The sequence below is a fragment of the Streptodolium elevatio genome (assembly GCF_053592165.1).
The window spans coordinates 291423-317044 of the sequence record NZ_JBSFVE010000001.1; the positions used below are offsets into that span (position 1 = coordinate 291423).

The following is a 25622-nucleotide window of genomic DNA, read 5'->3' on the forward strand; positions in this document are numbered from 1 at the left end:
TTCCCCCCCCCACCCCCTACAACACCACCACCACCCCCCCCTCCTCCCCCCCCCCCCCCCTCTTCCCTGCGGGGGGGGCCCGCACCCCCCCCCCCCCCCGGGGGGGCCCCCCCCCCCCGCGGGGCCCCCCGCCCCTCGCGTTTTGCGGTCCGTGCCGATCCGCCCGTCAGGAGGCCAGGCCCAGGGTGGCCATGCGGGCGGTGTGGGCCTCGGTGATGCGGGTGAACATGCGACCCATCTCGGCGAGGTCGAAGCCGGGGACGGCCAGGCCGCCGACGAGGAGGGCGGAGAGCGCGTCCCGTTCGGCGGCGACGCGCTGCGCCTGGCTGAGCGCCTCGCCCATGAGGCGGCGGCCCCACAGCGCGAGGCGGCCCGCCACGCGCGGGTCGCGCTCGATCGCGGAGCGGACCGCGTCGACGACGAATGCCGAGTGGCCGGTGTCGCGCAGCACCTCCTCGACCAGCGCGCGGCTGTCCGGGTCGAGGTGGGCGGCGACCTCGCGGTAGAAGTCGGCCGCGATGCCGTCGCCGACGTACGCCTTGACCAGCCCTTCCAGCCAGTCGGCCGGCGCGGTGTGGCGGTGGAACTCGTCGAGCGGCGTGACGAAGGGCTCCATCGCGTCCGCCGGGTCGACGCCAAGTGACGCAATGTGCGCGCGCAGGCGCTCGAAGTGGTGGAATTCGGCGACCGCCATGGCCGCGAGGGCGGCCTTGTCGTCGAGGGTCGGGGCCATCTTGGCGTCCTCGGCGAGCCGCTCGAAGGCGGTGATCTCGCCGTACGCCAGCACGCCCAGCAGCTCCACGACGGCCGCCCGGGCCGCCTCCGGGGGCCCGGCGTGCGCGGCGTCGTGGCCGACCGCCGTGTCGGCGGCGGGGTCCGCGTTTCCGGGCTGCGTTCCTTCGGTCATGAGACCGCAGCGTAACCAGCATCACCCCACGTGGAGTACACCGGCGGGTACAGTGGTACAGAACGCGGATGCCCGGTCGGAGGACGATCGGCTCCGACCGCCCCGCTCGGGCTGCTGCCCGAGGCCGAGGTCCCGTGTCGTGCCACAGGCCCAAACGGACATCAAGGTCCCGCTCGGATGGCTTGTTTACGGCAACGCGGTCCTGACCCGCCTCGGAGAGAGATACAGCAGCCCAAATACACAGAAGAGGCTGGACCCCTGACCACATTCAGAGAACTCGGCGTACTTTCCGAAACCGCCGAGGCCCTTGAGAGCCTCGGCATCACCGAGGCGTTCCCCGTCCAGGAGATGACGCTTCCGGTCGCCCTCGCGGGCAGCGATGTCATCGGACAGGCCAAGACCGGCACGGGCAAGACCCTCGGTTTCGGCATCCCCCTGCTTCAGCGCGTCGTGACCCCGACCGACGTCGATGCCGGCCGCGCGACCGCCGTACCGGGCAAGAGCCCGCAGGCGCTCGTCGTCGTCCCCACGCGCGAGCTGTGCGTGCAGGTGACCAACGACCTGCTCGGCGCCGGCAAGCTGCGCGCCGTGCGCGTCCTGGCCGTCTACGGCGGCCGTGCCTACGAGCCGCAGGTCGAGGCGCTCCGCAAGGGCGTCGAGGTCGTCGTCGGTACCCCCGGCCGCCTGCTCGACCTGGCCGGACAGGGCCATCTGGACCTGTCGCAGGTCCGCATGCTGGTCCTCGACGAGGCCGACGAGATGCTCGACCTGGGCTTCCTGCCCGACGTCGAGAAGATCGTCGACCGGCTGCCCGCGCGCCGCCAGACCATGCTGTTCTCGGCCACCATGCCGGGGCAGATCATCACCCTCGCGCGGCGCTACATGAGCCGTCCGACCCACATCCGCGCCTCCGCGCCGGACGACCAGGGCGCCACCGTCGCCTCCGTCGTGCAGCACGTCTACCGCGCGCACGCGATGGACAAGCCGGAGATGCTGTCGCGCATTCTGCAGGCCCAGGACCGCGGCCTCGTCATGGTCTTCTGCCGCACCAAGCGCACCTGCGCGGATCTCGCCGAGGGCCTGTCCGAGCGCGGCTTCGCCGCGGCGGCGGTGCACGGCGACCTCGGCCAGGGCGCGCGCGAGCAGGCGCTGCGGGCGTTCCGCAACGGCAAGGTCGACGTCCTGGTCGCCACGGACGTCGCGGCCCGCGGCATCGACGTGGACGGCGTCACGCACGTCGTCAACTACCAGTGCCCCGAGGACGAGAAGACGTACCTGCACCGCATCGGCCGCACCGGCCGCGCGGGTGCGGCGGGCGTCGCGGTGACGCTCGTCGACTGGGAGGACATGCCGCGCTGGGGTCTCATCAACAAGGCCCTGGACCTGTCCTTCCCGGAGCCGCCCGAGACCTACTCGACGTCCGCGCACCTGTACGCGGACCTGGCGATCGCCGAGTCGGCGACCGGTGTGCTGCCGCGCGCCGACCGGACCCGTGCGGGTCTGGGCGCCGAAGAGGTCGAGGACCTCGGCGAGACCGGCAAGAGCGCGGGTCGCGGACGAGGCGGCCGCTCCGGCGGCGCGTCGCGCTCCGGCGGGCGCGGCGGGCGCGGTGACGCGCGCCCCGAGGCGTCGACGGACGAGGCGTCCGCCGAGCCGAGCCGCCGCCGCGCACCGGGCAGCCGTCGACGTCGCCGCCTGAACGGTGACGACGCGGCCGCGACTGCCGTGGTCGAGGCCGCCGAGACCGTGGTGGCCGAGGCCGAGGCGAAGGCCGGCGCGACCACCGAGGCTGCCGCGCCGAAGCGGACCCGTTCACGTACGCGCGCCAAGAGCGCGGTGTCGGCGGACGCGGTCGCGGTGGTGGCCGAGGCTCCCGAGGCCGTCGTCGGCGAGGCCGCGGCGCAGGGCGAAGGGGAGGCCGAGGGCGAGAAGGCCCCGCGCCGTCGCCGCCGCCGTCGCCGCCCCGAGTCGTCGGCCGGATCGGCCGCCGAGTCGACGGACTGACCCACACCGCCGCAAAGGCAACGCAGAACGAACCACCCGCCGGGCGCGGTTCGGGACCGAGAGGTCCCGGCCGCGCCCGCGGTGCGTGCGGGACCGTCTGTGGGGAGCGTCAGCCGGAGACGTCGGTCGGGCGCCTCAGCCGGAGACGGCTCCGGCTCCCCCGCCGTCGCCTCCGCCGACCGGTTCGAGGACGAAGACCGGGATCCGGCGGTCGGTGGTGCGCTGGTACTCGGCGTAGTCGGGGTACGCGGCGACCGCCCGGTCCCACCACAGCGCCTTCTCGTCGCCGGACAGCTCGCGCGCCCGGTACTCCCGCGTCACTCGGCCGTCCTGAATCCCGACGACCGCCCCGGCGGCGAGGGTGGCGTACCACTGCGGGTTGGTCGCGGTGCCGCCGTTGGAGGCGACGGCGGCGTACCGGCCCTCGTGCTCGACGCGCATCACCGGGGTCTTGCGGAGCTTGCCGGTCTTGGCTCCTCGGTAGGTCATGAGGACCGTGGGCTTGCCCTTGATGCTGACGCCGTCGGTCGTGCCTGTGCTCATGACCTGCTCGACGTGCGTGCGGACCCAGCCGAGCGCGCTCGGTTCGTAGTCCTCGTCGCCGCGCCCGTCGCGGGCGTCGCCGGCGTTGCGTGCGCGCCGCGCCTGCTTGGTGTCCACGTTGTCGGCCAGGGCCCTGAGGAGGTCGGGCAGCCACTCCGCCGTCTCGGCGGGTACGCCGGCCGCGGTCTCCTCCGCGAGGGCGAACCACAACTCGTCGACCTGGGCGGCCAACGCCTTTCCCCTGTCGGTGAGTTCGACGATGCTGGCGCGCCGGTCGGAGGGGTCGGGCGTGCGGCGGACGTGCCCGGCGGTCGCCAGCTTGCGGGTCATGAGCGTGACGCTGGGCGGCTCGATGCCGAGCGCCTCGCCGAGCCGCCCTTGGATCATCGGCCCGGACCGGGCCAGCGCAAGCAGCAGCACTTCCTGCCCGGGATGCAGGCCGAGCGGCGCGAGCAGCTCCGCGGCCCTGGCGCGGTGGCGCAGGCTCAGCAGGCGAATGGCCTGGTTGAGGGCATCGGCGTAGGCGTGGTCCATGGGTTCTCCCCGCGCTCGGGTCGGACTCGACAGCTCGACCAGATTACTTATGCAAATAAATATTATGCGCATAAGTAATCGCCGTTCAGCACGTGCCACACCGAGGACGTTCGGCCCGTCACCCCCGGGGCGGCCTGGCCTACCCTCGGGTAGGTGAGCACTCCGCCCTTCCTCGACCTGCCCGCGACCGTGCGGGCGCACCGCGCCACGACCGCGCGGGGTGAGTTCGCGTACCTGGCGGCGGACCCGCCCGACGGGCAGGCGGTCGTCGGCACCGGACTGCTGGTGCCCGGGTTCACCGGGGGCAAGGAGGACTTCATAGGCGTCCTCGACCCGCTCGCGCGCCGCGGCTACCGGGTGTTCGCCCTGGACCAGCGCGGGCAGTACGAGACGCCGGGTCCGGACGCCGCCCCCGACGCGTACGCCCGCCCCGAACTCGTCGCCGACCTCTGGGCCGTACTCGACACCATCGCGCCGCGCGAACCGGTCCACCTGGTCGGGCACTCGTTCGGCGGCCTCGTCGCCCGCTCGGCCGCACTCGACGCTCCGGCGCGACTGGCGTCCCTGACCCTGATGAGCACCGGCCCCGCGGCGGTCCGCGACACCGAGACGGCCCGGCTGCTGATGCTGGAGGACGCGTTGGCCGTCGCATCGCTCCAGCAAGTCTGGGACGCCATGCGGCAGTTGGATGCGGATCAGGGGCTCCGCCCGCACCGGGACCCGGCCGTCGCGGCGTACCTGCACCAGCGCTGGCTGGCCAACTCGCCGGCCGGGATCGCGGCGACCGCACGGCAGTTGCGTACCGAACCCGACCTGACGGACGAGCTGGCCGCCCGCGTCGCCGCCGGGCTGCGGGTGCTCGTGCTCTCGGGTGCGCGGGACTACGCGTGGCCGGTGACGTGGCAGGCGGAGACCGCGCGCCGCCTCGGCGTACGCCATCTCGTCGTCGACGGCGCCGACCACTCCCCCAACGCCGAGCAACCAGAGGCGACCGCGAAGGGCCTCGCCGACTTCTGGGACGCGATGCACTGACCTGTGCGGGACGCGCCGCCGCGTCCCGCACGCGGGGGCGGGCATCGGCGATGTCACAGCCGGTCCGGCTGCCTCGTCTCGTGGGGTGACACCCGATCACCGCGACGAGGAGTAAGAGCCATGAACATCGCTTTGTGGGTCGTTGCCGGGCTGCTGGCCGCCGCCTACGCCGCCGGAGGAAGCCTCAAGGTGGTCATGCCGAAGGAGAAGATCGCCGCTTTCGGGGCCTCCTCCAAATGGGTCGACGACTTCGGCGGCACCACCGTGAAGACCATCGGGGCCCTGGAAGTCCTGGCCGCCATAGGCCTCGTCCTGCCGGCCGCGCTCGACATCGCCCCGGTCCTGGTGCCGTTCGCGGCCCTCGGCGTGGTCCTGATCATGGCCGGTGCGACGCTGACCCGCGTCCGGCGCCGCGAGTTCGCGCTGATGGCGGTGGACCTGGTGTACCTCGCGTTGGCCGCGTTCGTGGTCTGGGGACGCTTCGGCCCCGAATCCTTCGGGTGACCGGCAGCCGGCGGACGGCGGCGCCCGGTGGTGCGGACTTGCGGACGCCGCCTCAGCCCTCGCCGTGCGGTGTCACGCCGAACTCCTGGTTCAGCCGGTCCCAGAAGCCGTTGCGCAGCGCCCGCCGCAGGTCCTCGTGCGGGCGCAGCGAGAACTGCAGCTCGCCTTCCGCGTCCACGAGCAGTGCCTTGTCGACGTTCTCCGGGAGACGTGGTCCGGGCATCAGGCCCGCCATGTCCTCGCGGCCGCGCGCGCCGAGCCAGCGTTCGGCGATCTTTCCGCCGAGGCGCCAGACCTGGTCGAAGGTGGGCGGCGTCCCGCCGGTCGTGCGCTGCGGCGCCGGATTCGCGGCCGGAGTCGCCGTGACGGGCGGCTGCTGGAAGATGCACGGCGCGCAGAAGTCGTGGTGCAGGGTGCGCGTCACGTCGGCCTCCCACACCAGCGGCTCGGCCTGGTTCATGCCGTACGCCGGCTCGATGCCCCACAAGTGCACGCGCACGCCGTACGACTGCGCCGCCTCGACGGCCAGGACCAGGTCCTCGTCGCCGCTCACCACCACCGCGTCCTCGATGGCGCGGTTGCGGGCCAGCGATTCCAGGTCGCTGCGGATCAGCGAGTCGACGCCCTTCTGCTGGTTGTGGGCGTTGAGGTTGCCGAGCCTGACCTTCACGTCCGGGAGTTCGGCGACCTGCTTCTGCTCGAAGGTGGGGACGCGGTTGCGGGCGCCGTCGTACCAGTAGACGCGCAGCAGCCGCCCCTCGGGGAAGACCGCCCGCGCCTCGTCGATCAGCGAGCTGATCAGGAACTCGGCGTCGACGCGGAACGCGCGGCGCTCCGCGGTCCCGGCGACGAGCAGGCCGATCGCGGCGTAGACGTAGCCGACGTCGACGAAGAGCGCGTGCGTGCCGGCGTGCGGGGGCGCGGAGACCAGACGCACGGGGACCGCCGCGGGCGCCTCCCCGGCGTCCTGGGCGCCGCCGGCGCCGCCGGTCGCCTCGGCGGGCGCCGGGGCGTCGGGGTCCGCCCCGGAAGCTGCGGCGGAATGCGTCCCGGCGTCGGAGCCGGAAGCGTGGGCGGGGGCGGGATCGGCTGCGGGATCGGCGGGCCGACCGTACGCCGGTTCTGACGAAGGTCTCGGTTCCGGCCCGGGCGTAGCCGCGTGCGTCTCGTGCGCCTCATCCGCCACGGAACGCTCCGCCCTGGGGGCCTGCTGCATTGGGTCCATTGATTCGTATTGTCCTACGTCCCCGCCTTCCTGGCGGGGTTACCGGGTACGCGCCACTCGGCCGGGTGGCCGACCGGTCCGATGGTCGCGTTCCGAAAACCATTCGGTCACGGGAATGACTCGGCTGTGACCGGTGTTGTTCCAGTCACCCGCCGTGCTGCGAGGCGCGATTCCCGGCCGCCCAAGGGCTTCCGCGGAGCAATCGCGCTGTTCGCCGCGCACTTTTGCCGGGTGATTTATACGCTATGTCGTGTTCGGTGGCCGCCCCTCGCGGGCGGCCCCGACGCGTCCCGCAGACGAGGAAGAAGAGGAGGCGCGTATGCGCTACCGAATCACGAACCTCACCCGCACCGACGACAGCAAGAAGACCACCGACGTACACGCCAAACCGGCGACTGTGGACGTCGAAGCGGTCAACGAGGCCGTGAAGCGCGCCGCCGCCCGCGGCGAGAGCCTCTACATCAGGCCGGTTTCCCTGGCCGACGCCGCGGCTCCCCGGCCGTCGCAGGCCGTTTGATCCCTATGCGCCGAGGCGCCCCACCCGGATTCCGGGTGGGGCGCCTCGGCGTTTCGCATCCCCGCGGGGCGACGTTCCGCGGCCTGACGTGGGGGTGCGGCCGGACGTACGGGTGCAGTCGGGCGTACGGGTGCGGCCGGGCGCACGGGCTCAGTGCCCGCGTGCCACCCACGCGTCGTAGTCCGCGGCCTCGGCGCCGATCGTGGTCTCGTCGCCGTGCCCGGTCAGGACGCGGGTGCCCGCGGGCAGCGTCAGCAGCCGGTCCCGGATGGAGTCGAGGATGACCGGGAACGACGAGAAGGAGCGCCCGGTCGCCCCGGGTCCGCCGCGGAAGAGCGTGTCCCCGGAGAACAGCGTGTCGAGCTCCGGCGCGTACAGGCACACCGCGCCGGGCGCGTGTCCCGGCGTGTGCACGACGCGCAGCTCGGTCCCGGCGACCTTGACCACCTGGCCGTCCGCGAGGTCGCGGTCGGGAGCCCGGTCGGGGTAGACGGCGTCCCAGAGCATGCGGTCCCGCGGGTGCAGGTGGACCGGCGCGCCGAACCGCTCCGCGAGTGCGGCGGCCGCGTTGATGTGGTCGTTGTGGCCGTGCGTGCACACGATCGCGGCGAGGCGGCGGTCGCCGACCGCCGCGGCGATGGCGTCGGCGTCGTGCGCCGCGTCGACGACGATGACCTCGTCCGCGCCTCCCACGAGCCAGACGTTGTTGTCGACGTCGAAGTCCTGGCCGTCGAGCGAGAAGACTCCCGACGTGGTGAGGTGCTCGATCACAGGACGACCACCGAGCGCAGCACGTCGCCGTGGTGCATTTTGGTGAACGCCGCCTCGACGTCGTCGAGCTTGATCGTCTCCGAGACGAAGCCGTCCAGCGGCAGGCGCCCGCGCAGGTACAGGTCGATCAGCATCGGGAAGTCCCGAGTGGGCAGGCAGTCGCCGTACCACGACGACTTGAGCGCGCCGCCGCGGCCGAACACCTCGATCATCGGCAGTTCGATCTTCAGTTCCGGCGTCGGCACCCCGACCAGCACGACGGTTCCCGCCAAGTCACGGGCGTAGAAAGCCTGTTCGTACGTCTCCGGGCGGCCGACCGCCTCGACGACCAGGTCCGCGCCGTTGCCCTCGGTCAACGCCTTGATCGCCTCGACCGGGTCGGTCTCGCGCGCGTTGACCGTGTCGGTCGCCCCGAAGCCCTTCGCCCACTCCAATTTGCGCTCGTCGATGTCGACCGCGATCACCTTGCGCGCGCCGGCGAGGTGCGCGGCGGCGATCGCGGCGTTGCCGACCCCGCCGCAGCCGATCACCGCGACCGAGTCGCCGCGCTGCACGTTGCCGGTGTTGGCGGCGGCGCCGAAGCCGGCCATGACGCCGCAGCCGATCAGGCCGGCGGCCTCGGGGCGGGCGGCGGGGTCGACCTTGACGCACTGGCCGGCCGCGACGAGCGTCATCTCGGCGAACGCGCCGATGCCGAGGGCGGGGCTCAGCGGCGTACCGTCCTCGAGCGTCATCGGCTGCCTGGCGTTGCGCGAGTCGAAGCAGTACCAGGGACGCCCGCGCAGACACGAACGGCACTCGCCGCACGGCGCGCGCCAGGCAAGCACCACGTAGTCGCCCGGGGCGAGCCCGGACACGCCCTCGCCGACCGACTCCACGACACCCGCGGCCTCGTGGCCGAGCAGGAACGGGAAGTCGTCGTTGATGCCGCCCTCGCGGTAGTGCAGGTCGGTGTGGCAGACGCCGCACGCCTGCACCTTCACCCGTGCCTCGCCCGGCCCCGGATCGGGTACGACGATCGTCTCGACGCTCACCGGCGCGCCCTTGCCGCGCGCGACGACCCCGCGAACCAGCCGACTCATGTGCCGCTCCCCTCCGAGAAATGCGGATACTTTCCGCACTGTAACGCTGCGGGGACGGGCAGGTCAGATGGTCGCGATGCGCGAACACGCGTGCCGCGCAGGCGGCTCGCGGCGTACGTCGGCAAGCACGTCGGGACGTACCTCGGAACGTGCCTCGGGAAGCACCACCCGTTCGGGGCTTCGGTGGCGTCAGGCGCCGAGCACCGGTACGCCGGTCGCCCGGTCGGCGATCGCGGCGAACGTGTCGGGGTCGGTGGTGTAGCGGCCGAGGCCCACGGTCTTGCGGGTGCCGTGGTAGTCGCTGGAACCTGTCGTGACCAGGCCGAGGCCGCGCGCGAGGTCGCGCAGGTGGGCGCGCATGGCGTCGTCGTGGTCGATGTGGTCGACCTCGACCCCGGCAAGACCCGCCTCGGCGAGGGACTCGATGGTCGCGTCGGAGACCGTGCGGCCGCGCTTGGTGGCGCCGGGGTGGGCGAACACCGCGACGCCACCCGCGCCCCGGATCATGCGGACCGCGTCGGCGACGGAGATCTCGTACTTGTCGACGAACGCCCGGCCGCCGTCCTTCAGCCACTCCGGCGTGAAGGCGCCCGACACGTCGGCCACCACCCCGGCCTCGACCAGCGCCGTGGCGACGTGCGGACGGCCCACCGCGCCGTCGCCGGCGATCTCGACGACGCGCTCCCACGTGATGGGCGCGCCCAGTTCGACGCAGCGCTCGACCATGGCCCGCGCGCGGCGTACCCGGTCGGTACGCACCAACTCGCGCGCCCGCGCGAACTCCGGCTCGTCGGGGTCGAACAGATAGCCCAGCATGTGCAGGCTGATGCCGTCCCCGTCGATGCAGCTGATCTCCGCACCGCGCACGAGCCGGAGCCCGTCGGGCAGCGCCGCCTCCGCCTCGGCCCAGCCGCCGGTGGTGTCGTGGTCGGTCAGCGCGACGACGTCGAGCCCCACCTCGTGTGCGGCACGCACGAGCGCCGCCGGGGTGTCCGTGCCGTCGGAGGCGGAGCTGTGGGTGTGCAGGTCGATGCGCACGCGGACCTCGCTGGTTCGGTGGGGCCGGGACGATCAACCCTAGCCACGCCGTCCGGAGGCAAGTTCGGCAGCGTCAGGTGAGCAGTTGCGGCGACAACGCGCCGCAAGGCAGCAGGCCCAGTTCGGCGCCCGCGTCGCGCAGGTCGGTGAGGACCACGTCGTCGTACACGAGATGCCCGGCCTTGCCGGGCCACAGGATCGCCCACAGCCACAGGCCCATGGCCTCGCCCGCGTACACCGCCCGGTCGCCGGGTGTGCCCGGCACGCACCACAGCGCGGTCGGCCGGCCCGCGGCCATGACCTTCGCGGGAGCGACCCGGGTGCCGAGCAGGTCGCTGCCCGGGTCCGGCCCCGGGAGCCCCGCGAAGCGGGCGCCCAGGCCGACGCCGAGTTCCTCGGCCACCAGCACCAATTCGCCGGGGCCGCCCAGCGGCGCCGGACCGGTGCAGGCCACGGCGACGCCGCGCGGACCGGACCGGTCGTCGCCGGCGTGCGCGACTCCGGTGAACAGCCAGCCGACCGGGAGCGGCCAGGGCAGCCAGACGGGGACGCGGGAGCGGCGTACGACGACGTCGAGGGCGTCGACGCTCGGCGGGACGACCGGCTGCAGCGGCGGCACTGATCCGTGCAGGTCGCATTGCCAGGTCTCGGAGAACAGCCCCGGGGCTCGGACCCGGCCTCCGCAGCGTGGGCAGCTCGGCTCGCCCTTCATACGCACGACGGTCCCCTGCCGAGAGCGCCGCGTCAAGGACGATCACCCCATTGGCGCCGAAGTCGGCCTCGCGGCGCGGCCGACCGGCGGCCGGCCTGGCGCCGACCGGCGCGGGACCTGCGGAGCGGCCGCCGGGGTGACGGGCAGGGGCCGACCGGGCGAACGCCCGTACCGCCGCGCGAGTTGTCGACACGCGGAGGAAGGGAGGCTCCGATCCGCCCGAACGGCGGATACGCTCGCGGACATGCGGGCAACTCCCTGTGTCGGTGCGATCGTCCTGGACGGTGAAGGGCGCATCCTCCTCATCCGCCGCGGTACGCCCCCGGGCAAGGGCCTGTGGTCGCTGCCGGGCGGGCGGGTCGAGCCGGGCGAGAGCGACGGCCAGGCCCTCACCCGCGAACTGCTGGAGGAGACGGGACTCGACGTGACCGTGGGGCCGCTGGTGGGCAGCGTGACGCGCCCGGCGTCCGACGGCGGGACGTACGAGATCCGCGACTACGCCTGCATCGTGCACGGCGGCACGCTGCGCCCGGGGGACGACGCCGAGGCGGCGCGCTGGATCCCGACCGAGGAACTGCGCCGCCTCGAACTCACCGAGGGTCTGCTCGACGCGCTGCTGGAGTGGAACGTCCCCGGTGTCGGCTGACGCCGTGGCGGCTCCGCTGCTGGTCGTCGGCTCGGTCAACGCCGATCTCGTCGTACGGGTGCCGCGGCACCCGCGGCCCGGGGAGACCGTCCTCGGCGGCGACCTCGCGGTGCATCCGGGCGGCAAGGGTGCGAACCAGGCGGTGGCGGCCGCCCGGCTCGGGGCGGACGTGGCGTTCGCGGGACGGGTGGGCACGGACGCGTACGGCCCGCTGCTGCTCGGCGCGCTGCGCCGCGACGGCGTCGACACCTCGCTGGTCGCGACGGACGACGGCACGACCGGCGTCGCCCTGATCACGGTCGACGACGACGGCGAGAACGCCATCACCGTCTCCCCCGGCGCCAACGGACGCTTCACGCCCGCACACGTCGACGCCCTCGAACCGGCCCTGCGCCGGGCACGCGTCGTGTCGCTGCAACTGGAGATCCCGCACGAGACGGTCGCGGAGGTCATGCGGCGTTGCGCGGCCTCGGGGACGCGGGTCGTGCTGAACCCGTCGCCCGGGCCGTGGGCCATGCCGCCGCACGCGCTCGGCATGTGCGATCCGTTTGTGGTCAACGAGCACGAGGCGGCGGACGCGGTACGCGGCGCGGACAGCGCAGGGCTGGAGCCGGACCCGCGCGGGGACGCCTCTGACGGACCTCTCGAACGCGCACGCCGAGCCGTGCTCGCCCTGCGAGCCTCCGGCGCCGAGCCACGATCCGTCGTCGTGACGTTGGGCGCGGCAGGCGCGGTCTGCGCCGAGAACGGCGGCGACCTGGTACACGTCCCGGCACCGCCGGTGCACCCGGTCGACACGACGGGCGCGGGCGACGCCTTCACGGGTGCGCTCGCATGGCGGCTAGCACTCGGCGACCCGCTCGCCGACGCCGTCGGATACGCGGTCCGCGTCGGCGCCGCCGCCGTCACCGCGGAAGGCGCCCAGCCGTCCTACCCCACTCCCGCCGACCTGCCGCCGCCCGCGTAGTCCCGGCAAGGCACCCGCCCCCGCGCACGGCACGACGACCACCGCCGCGCGACAGACGGTCCAGATCGCCGCACTGCGCCGGTGCCCGCGTCGTCACGCGTTCCCCCCTCCCGAGTCGATCTTCGAAGGGCGGAGCGTCGCACGGCCGAGAAGCGACGGCGAGGGCCCGGGACTTCGGGCTGCCGCCGCGGGTGCGGTCGACGGCCTCGGAGTCCCGGGCCCCTGCCGTGCTTCAGGCGTTTGCGAGTGCCGGGTTCCCTGGGCGCTCGCGGCGCAGGGCTCCCCGGGTTCACGGGCGCTCGGGTGTGTCGGGTGTGTCAGTCCTCGCGGAGTTCGGGACGGCCGGGCTGCTCGCCGCCGCGCGCATCGCCGTACGACGTCTTCGGCACCATCACCTTGCGGCGGAAGATGCAGACCAGGGTGCCGTCCTGCTTGTAGCCCTTGGTCTCGACGTACACGACGCCGCGGTCGTCCTTGGACTTGGACTCCCACTTGTCGAGCACATTGGTCTCGCCGTAGATGGTGTCGCCGTGGAAGGTCGGCGCGACGTGCCGCAGCGACTCGATCTCCAGGTTCGCGATCGCCTTGCCCGAGACGTCCGGCACGGACATGCCGAGCAGCAGCGAGTAGATGTAGTTGCCCACCACGACGTTCTTGCCGAAGTCGGTCGTCTTCTCGGCGTAGTTGGCGTCCATGTGGAGCGGGTGGTGGTTCATCGTGAGCAGGCAGAACAGGTGGTCGTCGTACTCGGTGACCGTCTTGCCGGGCCAGTGCTTGTACGTCGCACCGACCTCGAACTCCTCGTAGTAGCGGCCAAACTGCATGGTGTATGCGGTCCTCTCTCGGGGAGCCCCGTGGGGTTCTGCGGCACATCATTCCCGACCGGGGTTACCGACAGGTAGGCGGCCCCGCCGAGCGGCGGCCGGGCGCGGGTGGACTCCCGACAATTTAAGTGTACGCTACATTTATTAGCTGAGCTAACGATCGGAGGAAGACATGGCAGCGGGCGAGCACGGCGGCGGCATCCTGAAGCAGCCCATGGCCGTCTGGGCGACGGCGTTCGCCGCCGTCGTGGCGTTCATGGGCATCGGCCTCGTCGACCCGATCCTCCCCTCGATCGCCAAGGGCCTCGACGCCTCCCCGAGCCAGGTGTCGCTGCTGTTCACCAGCTACTTCCTCATCACCGCGGTGGCCATGCTGGTCACCGGGTTCGTGTCGAGCCGCATCGGCGGTCGCCGCACCCTACTGCTGGGGCTCGCCCTCGTGGTGGTGTTCGCCGCCTTGTCGGGTACGTCCGACTCGGTCGGCCAACTCGTCGGCTTCCGCGCCGGCTGGGGCCTCGGCAACGCGCTCTTCGTGTCCACGTCGCTGGCCGTCATCGTGGGCGCCGCGAGCGGCGGCAGCGCGGCGGCCATCCTGCTCTACGAGTCGGCGCTCGGCCTCGGCATGTCGTGCGGCCCGCTGCTCGGTGCGGTGCTCGGCGACGCGTCCTGGCGCTACCCGTTCTACGGGACGGCCGCCCTGATGGCCATCGGCTTCGCGGCCATCACCGTGTTCCTCGAGGAGCAGCCCCGGCCGGCCCGGAAGACCGGGCTGCTCGACCCGCTGAAGGCACTCGCCCACAAGGGGCTCGCGGCCACCGCCGGATCGGCGTTCTTCTACAACTACGCGTTCTTCACGGTCCTGGCGTTCACCCCGTTCGTGCTCGACATGAGCCCGTACAAGTCGGGGGCGGTGTTCTTCGCGTGGGGCATCCTGCTCGCGCTGTTCTCGGTGCTCGTCGCGCCGCGCCTGCAGTCCCGCTTCGGCTCGGTGGCGGTGGCGGCCGCGAGCCTCGTGGTGTTCGCCGCCGACCTCGCCGTCATCGCGTACGGCTCGAAGGCCGTGATCGTGACGGGAGTCATCGTTTCGGGCGCGCTGATCGGGATCAACAACACTGTGTTCACGGAATTGGCTCTGGAGGTGTCGGATGCGCCGAGGCCGGTCGCCTCGGCCGGGTACAACTTCGTGCGCTGGTTCGCCGCCGCGGCCGCGCCGTACCTCGCCCCGAAGCTCCACGAGCACTTCAACGTGCACGTCCCGTTCCTGGTCGCGACGGGCACCTGCCTCGCCGCCGCGGGCGTCCTGGCCGGAGCGCACCGGCTGCTCGCGACCGCCGCCGCGGACCACACGCCCGCCGCCGCCCAGCCGCACCCGGTGCCCGCGGCGGGCTGACCGCGCCTGAATCCCGGCCCCTCGGGTACGCGCAGACACACGCCACGCACCGCAGATCCGCACGCAAGACCACGCACAGCAGAACGCACAGCAGCGCAGCACGCACAGGAAGAGGAACCATGTACGAGCGCATCCTTGTCGCCGTCGACTCCACCCCCGAGACCGCCGACGTCCTCGCCGCCGCGGCCGGCCTGGCCAAGCCGCTCGACGCCAAGGTCCGGGTACTGCACGTCCAGGCCGTCGACGTCATCGACGGCGGCGGGGGTGTCGGCGGGGTCGTCGAAGAGGAGGACTCCGACACCGCGAAGAAGACCGTCACCGACGCCGTCGACATCCTGCGCGCGGCGGGCGTCGGCACCGTCGAGGGCTGGACCGGCGAGACGCTGCGCAGCGACGTGCCCAATGCCGTCCTCGACCAGGTCAAGGACTACGGCGCCGACCTCCTGGTGCTGGGTGCCCGCCGGCACCACGGCATGGCGCGCCTGTTCCTCGGCAGCGTCAGTGACGCGGTCGTGCACCGGTCGCCGTGCCCGGTGCTGCTCGTGCCGTGAGCCACCCGCACGCGGCGGCGCCGTTCTTCGTGCCGTGAACCGTACGCACGCGACGGACGCAAACGCGCGCAACGCACCCGGCGGACGCACGCAACGGACGCACTCAAGCGGCGGCGGTGCGGGGCCGTCGCCGCGCGGCCGGTCGGCCCGGTCAGCTCAGCGGGACCGCCCTGCGCCTCGGATCGCGCAGGTCGGTCCCGTTCTGCAGCCACAGCTCCTGGAGCGCCTCGGCGCCGTGCACCCGCTTCCACGCGGTCTCGGCAGCGGTCATCGGCAGTAGCGGCAGGAACCGTACGGCCTCCGCCGGCTCGGGCAGCGCGAGGTCCGCGACCAGCCCGCCCGGCTCGGCCACCAGGACGGCGGTGAACGCGGCGCCGTCCCACAGCGGGCCGCCTACGTCCAGCGACGCGCCGGGTGCCACCACGATCCCCTCGACCTGCGGCGACGCCGCCAGCACGGCAAGCGGACGCAGCACCGAGTCCTGCGCGCCGCGTACCGACAGGACCAGTTCGGCACGCGGACCGCGTACCGGGTCGGCGAGCGCCGCGGCCGGATCGGTCATCGGGACGCGGGACATGCCGAGCGTCGCGTACCGCGACACGCCGACCTCGTCGGGGCCGAAGCGCAGCACCTCGATGCGGTCGGTGCCGACGAAGGTCACCCCGGCGCGACCGGACGGCTCGCCGAACGCCTCGACGAGGTGGGCCTCCACCGCCGGGACGGGGTCGGGCGGCTCGTGATGCGGCGTCAAGTCGAACATCTGGGCATCGTACGGGTTCCCCGCAACGCGCCCGTGCGGCAACTTGCCGCCTGCTACCCTGATTTGCTGGCCCACCCCGGAACGTCGGGCGAGGCGTCGAGTCGTACCCCCAGCGGGGACAGGCCGAGGGAGGTGGTTGTGGTGCATACCAGTCCATCGTGCAGTACCGGCGGTTCACCCGATCTCCCTCGATACGCCGCCCGCGCCCACACCGCCTGACCCGCACCGCGGTCCCCCGCTGTTCTTTCCCCCGCCCGTGACCACGGGCCCGCGGAAAGCGCCGCGCACCGCGACGAACGGGCCACCGGACGGCATCCCTGTCCTTCCCCCAGCCTCTCGGCTGGGCGGTGCCCCATTGCCGCCCGCACCGGGGTCGGCCGCGTTCCCCGCACCATCGCGCCACGCAATGTGCCGGGGAACACGCCTGCCTTGACGCGCGCCCTCCTGTGAAGGAGCCCGCCATGTCGATGATCCGCGACCTGCGTGCCGCCGTACGTCCGCACGTCGTCCGCCGTACGCCGCTGCTCACCGCCCTCCCGGATCCGGTGGACGGCGACTGCGTGGTGGACTGCGCGGTCTACCGCGACGGCAGGCGGCAGTCGGGCTGCGCCGGACCCGAGGCGGCCATCCACGACGTGCACACGCGCGGCGACGGCTTCGTGTGGATCGGCCTGCACGAGCCCACCGCGGCCCAACTCGCGGGCATCGCCGAGCGGTTCGACCTGCACCCGCTCGCCGTCGAGGACGCCGTCAACGCGCACCAGCGCCCCAAGCTGGAGCGCTACGACGACACCCTGTTCGCGGTCTTCAAGACGGTGCGCTACGTCGAGCACGAGCACCTGACCGCGACCAGCGAGGTCGTCGAGACCGGCGAGATCATGGTGTTCCTCGGCCGCAACTTCGTCATCACCGTGCGGCACGGCCTGCACGGCGGGCTCGGCGAACTGCGGCACCGGCTGGAGGGCAACCCGGACCTGTTGGCCGCGGGGCCGTCGTCGGTGCTGCACGCGGTGGCGGACCGGGTGGTGGACGCGTACCTCGACGTGACGCAGTCGCTCCAGGACGACATCGACGAGGTCGAGAACGAGGTCTTCGGCGGCCGCGGCAGCGGCGACGCCGGGCGGATCTACCAGCTCAAGCGCGAACTCCTGGAGCTCAAGCGCGCGGTGACGCCGCTCGCCCGGCCCCTCCAGGCGCTCGCCGAGCGCCCGATGCGGCAGGTGCACCCGGACATCCGCGAGTACTTCCGCGACGTCGAGGACCACCTCGCGCGCGTGAGCGAGCAGATCGCGTCGTTCGACGAACTGCTGACCTCGATCTTGCAGGCGAACCTCGCGCAGGTGACGGTCGCGCAGAACGAGGACATGCGGCGGATCTCCGCGTGGGTCGCGATCTTCGCGGTGCCCACGATGATCGCCGGGATCTACGGAATGAACTTCGACCACATGCCCGAGTTGCAATGGAAGTACGGCTACCCGACCGTGCTGGGCGTGACCCTCACGGTGTGCCTGGTGATCCACCGCGGGTTCCGGCGCAACGGCTGGCTCTGAACGGGGCCAGGCCGTCACGGGGCCAGGCGGTTGCAGGTCAGACGGCTGCGGACTCGGGCGGCTACAGACTCAGGCGGCCCACGATGTTGCGGGCGCGCTCGGCGAACTGCGTCTCGACCAGCACGTCGTAGCGCGCCGCGACGAGTTGGCTCGTCGACACGAAGTCGCGCTTACCGCCCATGCTGCGGTAGCCGATCCACCCGAACAGCGCACCGGCGAGCGCACCCCAGACCACGCCCATCAGCACGATCCAGATCCACCCGGTCGCGCGCTCCGCGAAGATGCCCAGGAACAGCCCGATCAGCAGGCCGAACCACACGCCGCTCGCGGCGCCGGCCATGGCCGCCTTCTTGGCGTCGAGTCGGCCGAGGACGTTCTCGACCAGGCGGAGGTCCGCACCGACGATCGCGGTGTGCTCGACCGGGAACTCGTTGTCGGACAGGTAGTCGACGGCACGCTGGGCGCCCGCATAGTCCGTGTAGGACGCGATGACCTCGCCGCCGACCGGCTTGGCGCCGGCGGACGGAGGAATCCTCTCCTGTCCGAACATCGTGTCTTCTCCAAGGTCGGGGACTGGGAAGCAGGGCTCGGCCGCCCTCGGGAGCCGAGGAAGATCGTCTGCTTCGCAACCGTTTACCCGATAAGCGGCAAAGCACACCGGAGCCACTTCTCGAAGCCTGTTCCCGAAGCCCGTTCCCGAAGCCCGTTCCCGCAAGCGCCTACCCCGGTGCCGCCCGTCCACCGCCTGTGGACAACCCGCGCACGATATCCGCCGCCTGTGCTGAAACCCCCTGGAGCGGGGTCTCAATTCGTTGGCTGTGGACAACCTCGTCCGCCACATGTGGGCCACGTCCATTCGGCTCGGTGGACGCCATCCCGACCCGGTGGAGTCGATCCCGGCTCGGCCGACGTCGATCCCCGTGTGACCGACGTCCGTCCCGGCTCGGCCGGTGTCAGTCCGTCTTGGCTTCGGCGAGGACCTCGCGCACTGCCGCCACCACGGCGTCCGGCCGGTCCATCATCAGCAGGTGCGCGGCGTCGTCCAGCACGTCGCAGCGGCCGCGCGGGGCCAGGTCGGCGAGCGTCCGCTGCGCGCGCAGCCACCGGGCCCGCACCGCCAGCGTCTCCCGGCCGCCCGCGCCCGCGAGCACCCGCAGCGGCACATCCGGCAGGGCACGCCGCTTGCGCAGCGCGACGAGTTCGGCGGCCTGGTCGCGGTACATGGTGTTCTCCGCGAACGCCGCCGCCAGGAACCGGCCCGACCCGTACGCCTTCCGCGCCCATCTCGGATCCGCGACGTCCCGTCCCCGGCGCGACAGGGCCAGCACGGCCAGCCACCGCAGCGCGGGCCCGAGCGGACGGCTGAGCCCCGTCACCCGAAAGGCCGCACCCGCCGTGCGGGCGGCCTTGACCCGCAACTCGGGGGCGGGCCGCACGCGGGGCGACGCCTCGACGCTCGGATCGACCAGCACCAGCCCGGCCACCTGCTCGGGGAACAGCCGCGCGAAAGCCTCCGCGTGGAACGCCGAGAAGGAGTGCGCGACCAGCACGTACGGCCCGCGTACACCGAGCCGCGCAACCAACGCCGCGATCCGCGCCGCCTCGCCGTCCAGCGTCTGCGGCGCGGGGTCCGGCGCGCTGAACCCGAGCCCGGGCCGGTCGAACCGCACCACCTGGCAGTCCCGGCCGAGTTCGGGTGCCACGAGGTCCCAGTCGCACCAAGCTCCGCCCAGCCCGCTCGTGACGACTACGGCCGGCCCGTCACCGCGCCCGTCCCTGACCACGTGCAGGACCACGCCGTCGACCTCGACGAACTCACCGGGCGGCCGTCCTTCGCCTGCCATGTCGTTCTCCCCGCTCTCCCCGGGTCCGGTTCCCCCGCACGCGCCGCGTCGTGACCACCGGTGCGGTCATCATCGCCGCCATCCGCCCCGGTTCGGCGCAGCGACGCGGCCGCGACGCCGAGCCACACCGCCGACAACCCCACCTGCACGCGCTGCGGGACGCCCTGCCCGTCGGCGAGGAAGGACGGCACGTCGAAGCGCATGTCGTGCAGGCTCAGCAGCATCGTCGCCAGGGTCATCACCAGCGCGCCCCAGAACAACGCGGCACCCCACCGATGTGACGGCACCGGCCGCGCCGTACCGTCTCGCGCCGACCACCACAGCGCCGCTATCGCCACCAGTCCCGCGGCGTTCGCGAGCACGCTCGTGACCAGGTGCATGTCGTGCCGCCACGACAACCGCCCGGCCAACTCCCTTGCCTCGCACGGCGCGAGGGAGGGAGCGCAGTCGAGCGGGAAAACGACGTCCAGGACCGTGGCGACGCCGAAGACGACGACGGCCGCCCAGCCGACGTACGCCCAGCGCAGCCCGGGACGCTCGCCGCGGACGAGGCGCAGCACAAGCCCCGCGGCGACCGCCGCGCACACGCCCGCGACGATGTCGAGGCCGCCGAAGAACCACCGGTAGGGCTGGTCCGCCGCGAACAACTCACTCGCGAAGCCGTCGATCGTGCTCAGCTTGGTCGGGAGCGCCGCCTCCAGGACCCAGGAGCTGTACGCCACCGCCGCGACCGCCAGCAACAAGCAGGCGGCAGCGGGCGAAACGGCCCGTTCCGAGCGGTTCGTGATCATTGCTTCCAGGCTCTCACGCACGGGCCGACCGGGTGATCACCCGAAGCAGTGAGGTGCCGCCGGATGACGACCCGTTCGGCCTACGCCGCGAAACGCCGCGGCCCGGCCGTCCGTCGGGACAGCCGGGCCGCGGGTCGTCCGGGCAGCGCGTGTCAGCGCAGCTTGTACTCCTCGAGCAGGCGACGCCCGATGATCATCTTCTGGACCTCGGCCGTGCCCTCGCCGATGAGCAGCATCGGAGCCTCGCGGTAGAGCCTCTCGATCTCGAACTCCTTCGAGAACCCGTAGCCGCCGTGGATGCGGAAGGCGTCCTCGACGACCTCCTTGCAGTACTCCGACGCCAGGTACTTCGCCATGCCGGCCTCGAGGTCGTTGCGCTCGCCCGCGTCCTTCTTGCGGGCGGCCATCACCATCATCTGGTGCGCGGCCTCGACCTTGGTCGCCATCTCCGCCAGCTTGAACTGGATCGCCTGGTGCTCGTGCAGCTGCTTGCCGAAGGTCTCGCGCTGCTGCGCGTACCGCACGCCCAGCTCGAACGCCCGCTGCGCGACACCGCAGCCGCGCGCGGCCACGTTGACGCGGCCGACCTCGACGCCGTCCATCATCTGGTAGAAGCCCTTGCCGGGGACGCCGCCCAGCACCCGGTCCTCGGGCACCCGCACGCCATCGAGCACCAGCTCGGTCGTGTCGACGCCCTTGTAGCCCATCTTGTCGATCTTGCCCGGGACGGTCAGTCCCGGGCGCGTCTCGCCGAAGCCCGGCTCCTTCTCGATCAGGAAGGTCGTCATGTTGCGGTAGACCGAGTCGGCGCCCTCGTCGGTCTTGGTGAGCACCGCGATGAGGTTGGACGTGCCGCCGTTCGTCAGCCACATCTTCTGACCGTTGAGGACGTAGAACTCGCCGTCCTTGACCGCCTTGGTGCGGATCGCGGACACGTCCGAACCGCAGTGCGGCTCGGACATCGAGAACGCGCCGCGGATCTCGCCCTCGGCCATCTTCGGCAGGAAGTAGTCCTTCTGCTCCTGCGTGCCGTGCTGCTGGATCATGTACGCGACGATGAAGTGCGTGTTGATGATGCCGGACACGCTCATCCAGCCGCGCGCGATCTCCTCGACCACGAGCGCGTAGGTCAGCAGCGACTCGCCGAGACCGCCGTACTCCTCCGGGATCATGAGGCCGAACAGCCCCATCTTCTTCATGCCCTCGACGATCTCCGTCGGGTACTCGTCCCGGTGCTCCAGTTCCGTCGCCACGGGGATGATCTGCTTGTCCACGAAGGTGCGGACGGTGGAGAGGATCTCCTGCTGGACGTCGGTCAGCCCGTCGGTCTGCGCAAGGCGGCCCACCAGGCGCCTCCTTCTCGTGTACGCGCATGTCCGGGCCTGCTCGGCGGCTGGTCCCGGCCACGCGTCTGGTCGTGAGGGTTACTGGGGAGTATGTACGACGGGGGCTCTCCCCGACAGGGGGACCCCCGTAATCCCGGCCGAGCAATCTCTGACGCTTTGTCAGGCATCGGGGCTCTGCGGATCAGGCCTCCACGAGGGCTCCCTGCCGCCATACGGTGCGGACCAGGGGGACGCCGGGGCGGTAGGCGAGGTGTACGTGTGAGGGGGCGTCGAGCTCGACGAGGTCGGCCCGCGCGCCTGGGGTGATGCGGCCCACGTCGGTGCGGCGGAGGGCTGCCGCGCCGCCGGCGGTGGCGGACCAGACGGCCTCGTCGGGGGTCATGCCCATCTCGCGTACGGCGACGGCGATGCAGAAGGGGACCGAGGTCGTGAAGCTCGATCCCGGGTTGCAGTCGGTCGAGAGCGCGACGGTGGCGCCCGCGTCGAGGAGCCGGCGCGCGTCCGGGTAGGCGGCACGAGTGGAGAACTCGGCGCCCGGGAGCAGGGTCGCGACGGTGGACGTTCCGGCGAGGGCGTCGATGTCGGCGTCGGTGAGGTGCGTGCAGTGGTCGGCGGAGGCCGCGCCGAGTTCGACGGCCAGTTGTACGCCCGGTCCGGGGCCGAGCTGGTTGGCGTGCACGCGCGGTACCAGCCCGCGGGCCATCCCGGCGGTCAGGACCGCGCGCGCCTGGTCGCCGTCGAACGCGCCGCGCTCGCAGAAGACGTCCACCCAGCGGGCATGCGGCGCGCAGGCGTCGAGCATGGGGCCGGTGACGAGGTCGACGTATCCGGCGGGGTCGTCGGCGTACTCGGGTGCGAGGACGTGCGCGCCGAGGTAGGTGACCTCGTCCGTGACCTGTCCGGCCAGGCGCAGGGCGCGGGCCTCGTCGTCGACGGTCAGGCCGTAGCCGGACTTGCACTCGATGAGCGTGGTGCCCTGCCGTGCCGCCTCGGCGACCAGGCGTTCGAGGTTGGCGGCGAGGGCCTCGTCGGTCGCAGCGCGGGTGGCGGCGACGGTGGTGCGGATGCCTCCGGCCGCGTACGCCTGCCCGGCCATCCGGGCGGCGAACTCGTCGGTGCGGTCGCCCGCGAAGACGAGGTGCGCGTGCGAGTCGACGAAGCCCGGGATCACCGCCCGGCCCGCCGCGTCGTGCCGGGCGTCGGCGGGCGGCGCGTCGCCGGCCGGTCCGACCCAGGCGATCCGTTCGCCGTCGAGCACGACCGCCGCGTCGCGCAGGACGCCGAGCGGCCCGTCCCCGAGCGACGGGTCGTTGGTGACGAGGGACGCGATGTTGTCGATCAGGAAGGACGCCACGGGCGCGGTTCTCCGGGAGTAGGTGGGTGCGGATGCGGAGTGGGGCCGGGTGCAGGCGGGGCGGCCGACGGGGCCGAGGCGGTCGTGCGGGGCCCGGCGCGCGGGTCGAGGCCGCCACGGCTTGCCGGCTACTCGACCAAGGACCTGATCGTCCTGGCGAGTTCGCCGGGGACGTCCTCGACGGTCTGGTGCACGCCGTCCGCCACGACGGTCCGGCCGCCGACCATGACGTGTGTGACGTCCGCCGCGGTGGCGGCGAAGACCGCGGACTCGGAGGCGAGGCGCGGCAGTGTCCCTGCGAGGCGTACCGAGTCCAGGCCGACGGTGACCAGGTCGGCGTGCATTCCGGGCTCGATGCGGCCGACGTCGTCCCAGCCGAGGGCAGCCTGCCCCAGGACGGTGCCGTGCGCGAGGAGGCGGGCGGTGGTGAAGTGGCCGCGGCTGCCGGTGCGCAGGCGTTCGTCCAGTTCGACGGCGCGGGCCTCCTCGAACATGTCGATCACGGCCTGGCTGTCGGTGCCGAGCGACAACGGGACTCCGGCGCGCGAGAGTTCGCCGGCGGGACCGATGCCGTCGGCGAGGTCGCGCTCGGTGGTCGGGCACAGGCAGACGCCGGCGCCGGACGTACCGAGGACCGCGATGTCGCGGTCGGTGAGGTGGGTCGCGTGGACCGCGACGAAGCGGCTGCCGAGCGCGCCGGCGTCGTCGAAGACGCCGACCGGGGTGTTGTCGTACGCCTCCAGCGACGCGTGGTTCTCGGCCGGCTGCTCGGACACGTGTGCGTGCAGCGGTGCCTCGCGTTCGGCGGCCCAGGCGGCGACGACGGGGATCTGTGCGGCGGGGACGGCGCGTACGGAGTGCACGGCCGCGCCGATGCGGGCGTGGTCGTCGCCCTTGAGGCCGTCGACGCGCGCGGCCCAGCGGTCGGCGTCGCCGTCGTCGAAGCGGAGCTGGGTGCCCGTCAGCTTCTCGCCGATGCCGCCGGTCAGATAGCAGGTGTCGAGGAGCGTGATGCGGATCCCGGCCTGGCGGGCGGCCTCGACGAGGGCCTTGCCCATCGCGTTGGGGTCGTCGTACGGGGTGCCGCCCGGGGCGTGGTGCAGGTAGTGGAACTCGCCGACCGAGGTGATCCCGGCGAGGGCCATCTCGGCGTACACGGCGCGGGCGAGCGCCAGGTAGGTGTCCGGGTCCAGCTTGGCCGCGGCCGTGTACATCATCTCGCGCCAGGTCCAGAAGGTCCCGGAGCCGGCCTGCGTGCGGCCGCGGAGCACGCGGTGGAAGGCGTGCGAGTGGGCGTTGGCGAAGCCGGGGAGGGTCAGTCCGCGGCGTACCGCGGCGCCGGGCGGCGGCGTGGGGGTGTCGGGCCGCACGGCGGTGATGCGGCCGTCGTGCACCTCGACGACGACGTCGCGTTCGATCCCGGTGCGGGTGTGCACGATCTCGCACCACAGGGCTCGGGTGGGGGGCAGAGCGGTCACGCGGTCGGTCCCTTGTCGATCAGGTCCGCGGGTTTGTCCGCGAGCAGGTCGGCCAGCACGTCCGCGAGGGCGCCGACCCCGGCCAGGCAGTCGGACATCTCCGCGGACTCGGCCGGGGAATGCGATACCCCCGTCGGGTTGCGTACGAACACCATGGCGGTCGGCAGCGTGGCGGACAGGATGCCCGCGTCGTGCCCGGCGCCGGTGGGCAGCACCGGTACGCCGCCCAGGTGCCCGGCGATCCGGTCCCGCAGGCCGCCGGCGAACTCGACGACCGGCGTGTACGACTCGCGCACCACGTCGACGCCGGTCCCGTCGCGCTCGGCACGCTCGCGCGCGGCCTTGGCGATCTCGGCGACGACGGCGTCCAGGACCTCTTCCTCGGGCGCGCGCGAGTCGAGCCAGCCGCGCACCAGGGAGGCGATCGCGTTGGTGCCGTTGGGCTCGACGGCGACCTTGCCGAAGGTCGCCACCGCACCCGCTAGCCGCGCCTTCTTGCGCGCGGCGAGCACGGTGGTCGCGTACGTCAGCATCGGATCGCGGCGGTCCTCCAGCCGCGTGGTGCCCGCGTGGTTGGCCTCGCCGCGGAAGTCGAAGCGCCAGCGCCCGTGCGGCCAGATGGCCGAGGCCACGCCGACCGCCGCGTCGCGGTCCACGAGCGCGCGGCCCTGTTCGACGTGGAGTTCGACGAAGCAGCCGATGCGGTCGAGGAGTTCGGGGTCGGCGCCGATACTCTCGGGGTCGTACCCGGCGGCGGCCATCGCGTCCGGCAGGCGGGTGCCGTCGGCGTCGCGCAGGTCGCGGGCCTGCTCGGGGGTGAGCACGCCCGCCGCGAGGCGCGAGCCGACGCACGCGACGCCGAACCGGGCGCCTTCCTCGTCGCCGAAGTTGACGATCGCGAGGGGCCGGTGGAAGGCCGCGCCCCGTTCGACCAGGAGGTCGAACGCGGCGAAGGAGGAGATGACGCCGAGGGGACCGTCGTACGCGCCGCCGTCCGGCACCGAGTCGAGGTGCGACCCGGTGACCACGGCGTCCCGGGCGTCGGCCGGGGTCCAGTCGGCGTCCGGGGCCGAACCGCCGTACCAGGCCCACTGGTTGCCGTTGCGGTCGATCTCGTACACGAGCCCGCGGCGCGCCGCCTCGGCCCGGAACCACGCCCGGCACTCCAGGTCGGCGGCGTTCCACGCGAACCGGCGGTAGCCGCCGGTGCGGGCGTCGCGCCCGACCGGCAGCAGGTCCCGCCACATGGCTT

Annotated in this window: 25 protein-coding genes; 9 read left to right on the plus strand and 16 right to left on the minus strand. The window is 72.8% G+C overall.

Going from position 1 to position 25622, the window contains the following annotated elements; genetic code table 11:
- Positions 1-166: 166 nt before the first annotated feature.
- Positions 167-907, minus strand: a complete 741-nt coding sequence (locus tag ACWD12_RS01275; protein ID WP_358364830.1) for a ferritin-like fold-containing protein — start codon at positions 905-907, stop codon at positions 167-169.
- A gap of 348 nt (positions 908-1255) precedes the next feature.
- Between ACWD12_RS01275 and ACWD12_RS01280 the strand changes: the two genes are divergently transcribed.
- Positions 1256-2911 (plus strand): DEAD/DEAH box helicase, encoded by a 1656-nt coding sequence (locus tag ACWD12_RS01280; protein ID WP_450097830.1) that lies wholly within the window; start codon positions 1256-1258, stop codon positions 2909-2911.
- 135 nt (positions 2912-3046) lie between these two features.
- Here ACWD12_RS01280 and ACWD12_RS01285 read toward each other — a convergent pair whose 3' ends face one another.
- Entirely contained in the window at positions 3047-3988 is a 942-nt protein-coding gene (locus tag ACWD12_RS01285) for a nitroreductase/quinone reductase family protein (protein ID WP_450097831.1), read from the minus strand.
- Positions 3989-4141: 153 nt separating this feature from the next.
- Here ACWD12_RS01285 and ACWD12_RS01290 point away from each other — a divergent pair, with 153 nt between their 5' ends.
- Both ACWD12_RS01290 and ACWD12_RS01295 read left to right on the plus strand, forming a co-directional pair.
- Entirely contained in the window at positions 4142-5020 is an 879-nt protein-coding gene (locus tag ACWD12_RS01290; protein WP_450097832.1) for an alpha/beta fold hydrolase, read from the plus strand.
- Positions 5021-5140: 120 nt separating this feature from the next.
- Positions 5141-5524: a DoxX family protein gene (locus ACWD12_RS01295; protein WP_450097833.1), complete on the plus strand. Its 384-nt coding sequence runs from the start codon at positions 5141-5143 to the stop codon at positions 5522-5524.
- Positions 5525-5576: 52 nt separating this feature from the next.
- Here the strand turns inward: ACWD12_RS01295 and ACWD12_RS01300 are convergent, their stop codons facing one another.
- On the minus strand, positions 5577-6710 hold the full coding sequence (locus ACWD12_RS01300) for an NYN domain-containing protein (RefSeq protein ID WP_450097834.1): 1134 nt from the start codon (positions 6708-6710) through the stop codon (positions 5577-5579).
- Between the two features lie 358 nt (positions 6711-7068).
- On the opposite strand from ACWD12_RS01300, the gene ACWD12_RS01305 reads away from it, so the two are divergent.
- On the plus strand, positions 7069-7266 hold the full coding sequence (locus ACWD12_RS01305) for a hypothetical protein (RefSeq protein WP_450097835.1): 198 nt from the start codon (positions 7069-7071) through the stop codon (positions 7264-7266).
- 150 nt (positions 7267-7416) lie between these two features.
- Here ACWD12_RS01305 and ACWD12_RS01310 read toward each other — a convergent pair whose 3' ends face one another.
- The 4 genes from ACWD12_RS01310 to ACWD12_RS01325 all read right to left on the minus strand — a co-directional run bounded on the left by ACWD12_RS01310 (position 7417) and on the right by ACWD12_RS01325 (position 10869).
- A complete protein-coding gene (locus ACWD12_RS01310) occupies positions 7417-8037 on the minus strand; it encodes an MBL fold metallo-hydrolase (protein ID WP_450097836.1) in 621 nt (206 codons plus the stop codon).
- Positions 8034-9119 carry an S-(hydroxymethyl)mycothiol dehydrogenase gene (locus tag ACWD12_RS01315; RefSeq protein ID WP_450097837.1) on the minus strand — a complete coding sequence of 362 codons (1086 nt, stop codon included), beginning with the start codon at positions 9117-9119 and terminating at the stop codon, positions 8034-8036. The genes ACWD12_RS01310 and ACWD12_RS01315 overlap by 4 nt, the downstream gene beginning before the upstream one ends.
- A 189-nt stretch (positions 9120-9308) precedes the next feature.
- On the minus strand, positions 9309-10157 hold the full coding sequence (locus ACWD12_RS01320) for a PHP domain-containing protein (protein WP_450097838.1): 849 nt from the start codon (positions 10155-10157) through the stop codon (positions 9309-9311).
- 73 nt (positions 10158-10230) lie between these two features.
- Positions 10231-10869, minus strand: a complete 639-nt coding sequence (locus tag ACWD12_RS01325) for a DUF6758 family protein (protein WP_358363239.1) — start codon at positions 10867-10869, stop codon at positions 10231-10233.
- Between the two features lie 244 nt (positions 10870-11113).
- Between ACWD12_RS01325 and ACWD12_RS01330 the strand changes: the two genes are divergently transcribed.
- Both ACWD12_RS01330 and ACWD12_RS01335 read left to right on the plus strand, forming a co-directional pair.
- Positions 11114-11515 (plus strand): NUDIX hydrolase, encoded by a 402-nt coding sequence (locus tag ACWD12_RS01330; RefSeq protein ID WP_358363237.1) that lies wholly within the window; start codon positions 11114-11116, stop codon positions 11513-11515.
- Complete coding sequence (locus ACWD12_RS01335; protein WP_450097839.1) at positions 11505-12482, plus strand: ribokinase; 978 nt, start codon at positions 11505-11507, stop codon at positions 12480-12482. Before ACWD12_RS01330 ends, ACWD12_RS01335 begins: the two co-directional genes overlap by 11 nt.
- Positions 12483-12799: 317 nt before the next feature.
- Here ACWD12_RS01335 and ACWD12_RS01340 read toward each other — a convergent pair whose 3' ends face one another.
- Positions 12800-13306 carry a MaoC family dehydratase gene (locus ACWD12_RS01340; protein WP_358363233.1) on the minus strand — a complete coding sequence of 169 codons (507 nt, stop codon included), beginning with the start codon at positions 13304-13306 and terminating at the stop codon, positions 12800-12802.
- Between the two features lie 172 nt (positions 13307-13478).
- On the opposite strand from ACWD12_RS01340, the gene ACWD12_RS01345 reads away from it, so the two are divergent.
- Positions 13479-14696: an MFS transporter gene (locus ACWD12_RS01345; protein WP_450097840.1), complete on the plus strand. Its 1218-nt coding sequence runs from the start codon at positions 13479-13481 to the stop codon at positions 14694-14696.
- A 119-nt stretch (positions 14697-14815) separates the two neighbouring features.
- Positions 14816-15247, plus strand: coding sequence for a universal stress protein (locus ACWD12_RS01350; protein WP_450097841.1), 432 nt, complete (start codon positions 14816-14818; stop codon positions 15245-15247).
- 151 nt (positions 15248-15398) lie between these two features.
- Here ACWD12_RS01350 and ACWD12_RS01355 read toward each other — a convergent pair whose 3' ends face one another.
- Positions 15399-16007 (minus strand): suppressor of fused domain protein, encoded by a 609-nt coding sequence (locus tag ACWD12_RS01355; RefSeq protein WP_450097842.1) that lies wholly within the window; start codon positions 16005-16007, stop codon positions 15399-15401.
- 461 nt (positions 16008-16468) lie between these two features.
- On the opposite strand from ACWD12_RS01355, the gene corA reads away from it, so the two are divergent.
- Positions 16469-17557, plus strand: a complete 1089-nt coding sequence (gene corA, locus ACWD12_RS01360; protein WP_450097843.1) for a magnesium/cobalt transporter CorA — start codon at positions 16469-16471, stop codon at positions 17555-17557.
- A gap of 61 nt (positions 17558-17618) precedes the next feature.
- On the opposite strand, the gene ACWD12_RS01365 is transcribed toward corA, so the two are convergent.
- From ACWD12_RS01365 to ACWD12_RS01395, 7 genes are all read right to left on the minus strand, one after another.
- A complete protein-coding gene (locus ACWD12_RS01365) occupies positions 17619-18107 on the minus strand; it encodes a general stress protein (RefSeq protein WP_358363223.1) in 489 nt (162 codons plus the stop codon).
- A gap of 403 nt (positions 18108-18510) precedes the next feature.
- Positions 18511-19401 carry an alpha/beta fold hydrolase gene (locus ACWD12_RS01370; RefSeq protein WP_450097844.1) on the minus strand — a complete coding sequence of 297 codons (891 nt, stop codon included), beginning with the start codon at positions 19399-19401 and terminating at the stop codon, positions 18511-18513.
- Positions 19305-20192: a DUF998 domain-containing protein gene (locus tag ACWD12_RS01375; RefSeq protein WP_450097845.1), complete on the minus strand. Its 888-nt coding sequence runs from the start codon at positions 20190-20192 to the stop codon at positions 19305-19307. Before ACWD12_RS01375 ends, ACWD12_RS01370 begins: the two co-directional genes overlap by 97 nt.
- 152 nt (positions 20193-20344) lie before the next feature.
- Positions 20345-21538: an acyl-CoA dehydrogenase family protein gene (locus tag ACWD12_RS01380; RefSeq protein ID WP_450097846.1), complete on the minus strand. Its 1194-nt coding sequence runs from the start codon at positions 21536-21538 to the stop codon at positions 20345-20347.
- Positions 21539-21719: 181 nt separating this feature from the next.
- On the minus strand, positions 21720-22892 hold the full coding sequence (gene hutI, locus ACWD12_RS01385; protein ID WP_450097847.1) for an imidazolonepropionase: 1173 nt from the start codon (positions 22890-22892) through the stop codon (positions 21720-21722).
- Positions 22893-23020: 128 nt separating this feature from the next.
- Positions 23021-24343, minus strand: coding sequence for a formimidoylglutamate deiminase (locus ACWD12_RS01390; RefSeq protein WP_450098192.1), 1323 nt, complete (start codon positions 24341-24343; stop codon positions 23021-23023).
- A 23-nt stretch (positions 24344-24366) separates the two neighbouring features.
- Positions 24367-25617: an allantoate amidohydrolase gene (locus ACWD12_RS01395; protein WP_450098193.1), complete on the minus strand. Its 1251-nt coding sequence runs from the start codon at positions 25615-25617 to the stop codon at positions 24367-24369.
- Positions 25618-25622: the final 5 nt, after the last annotated feature.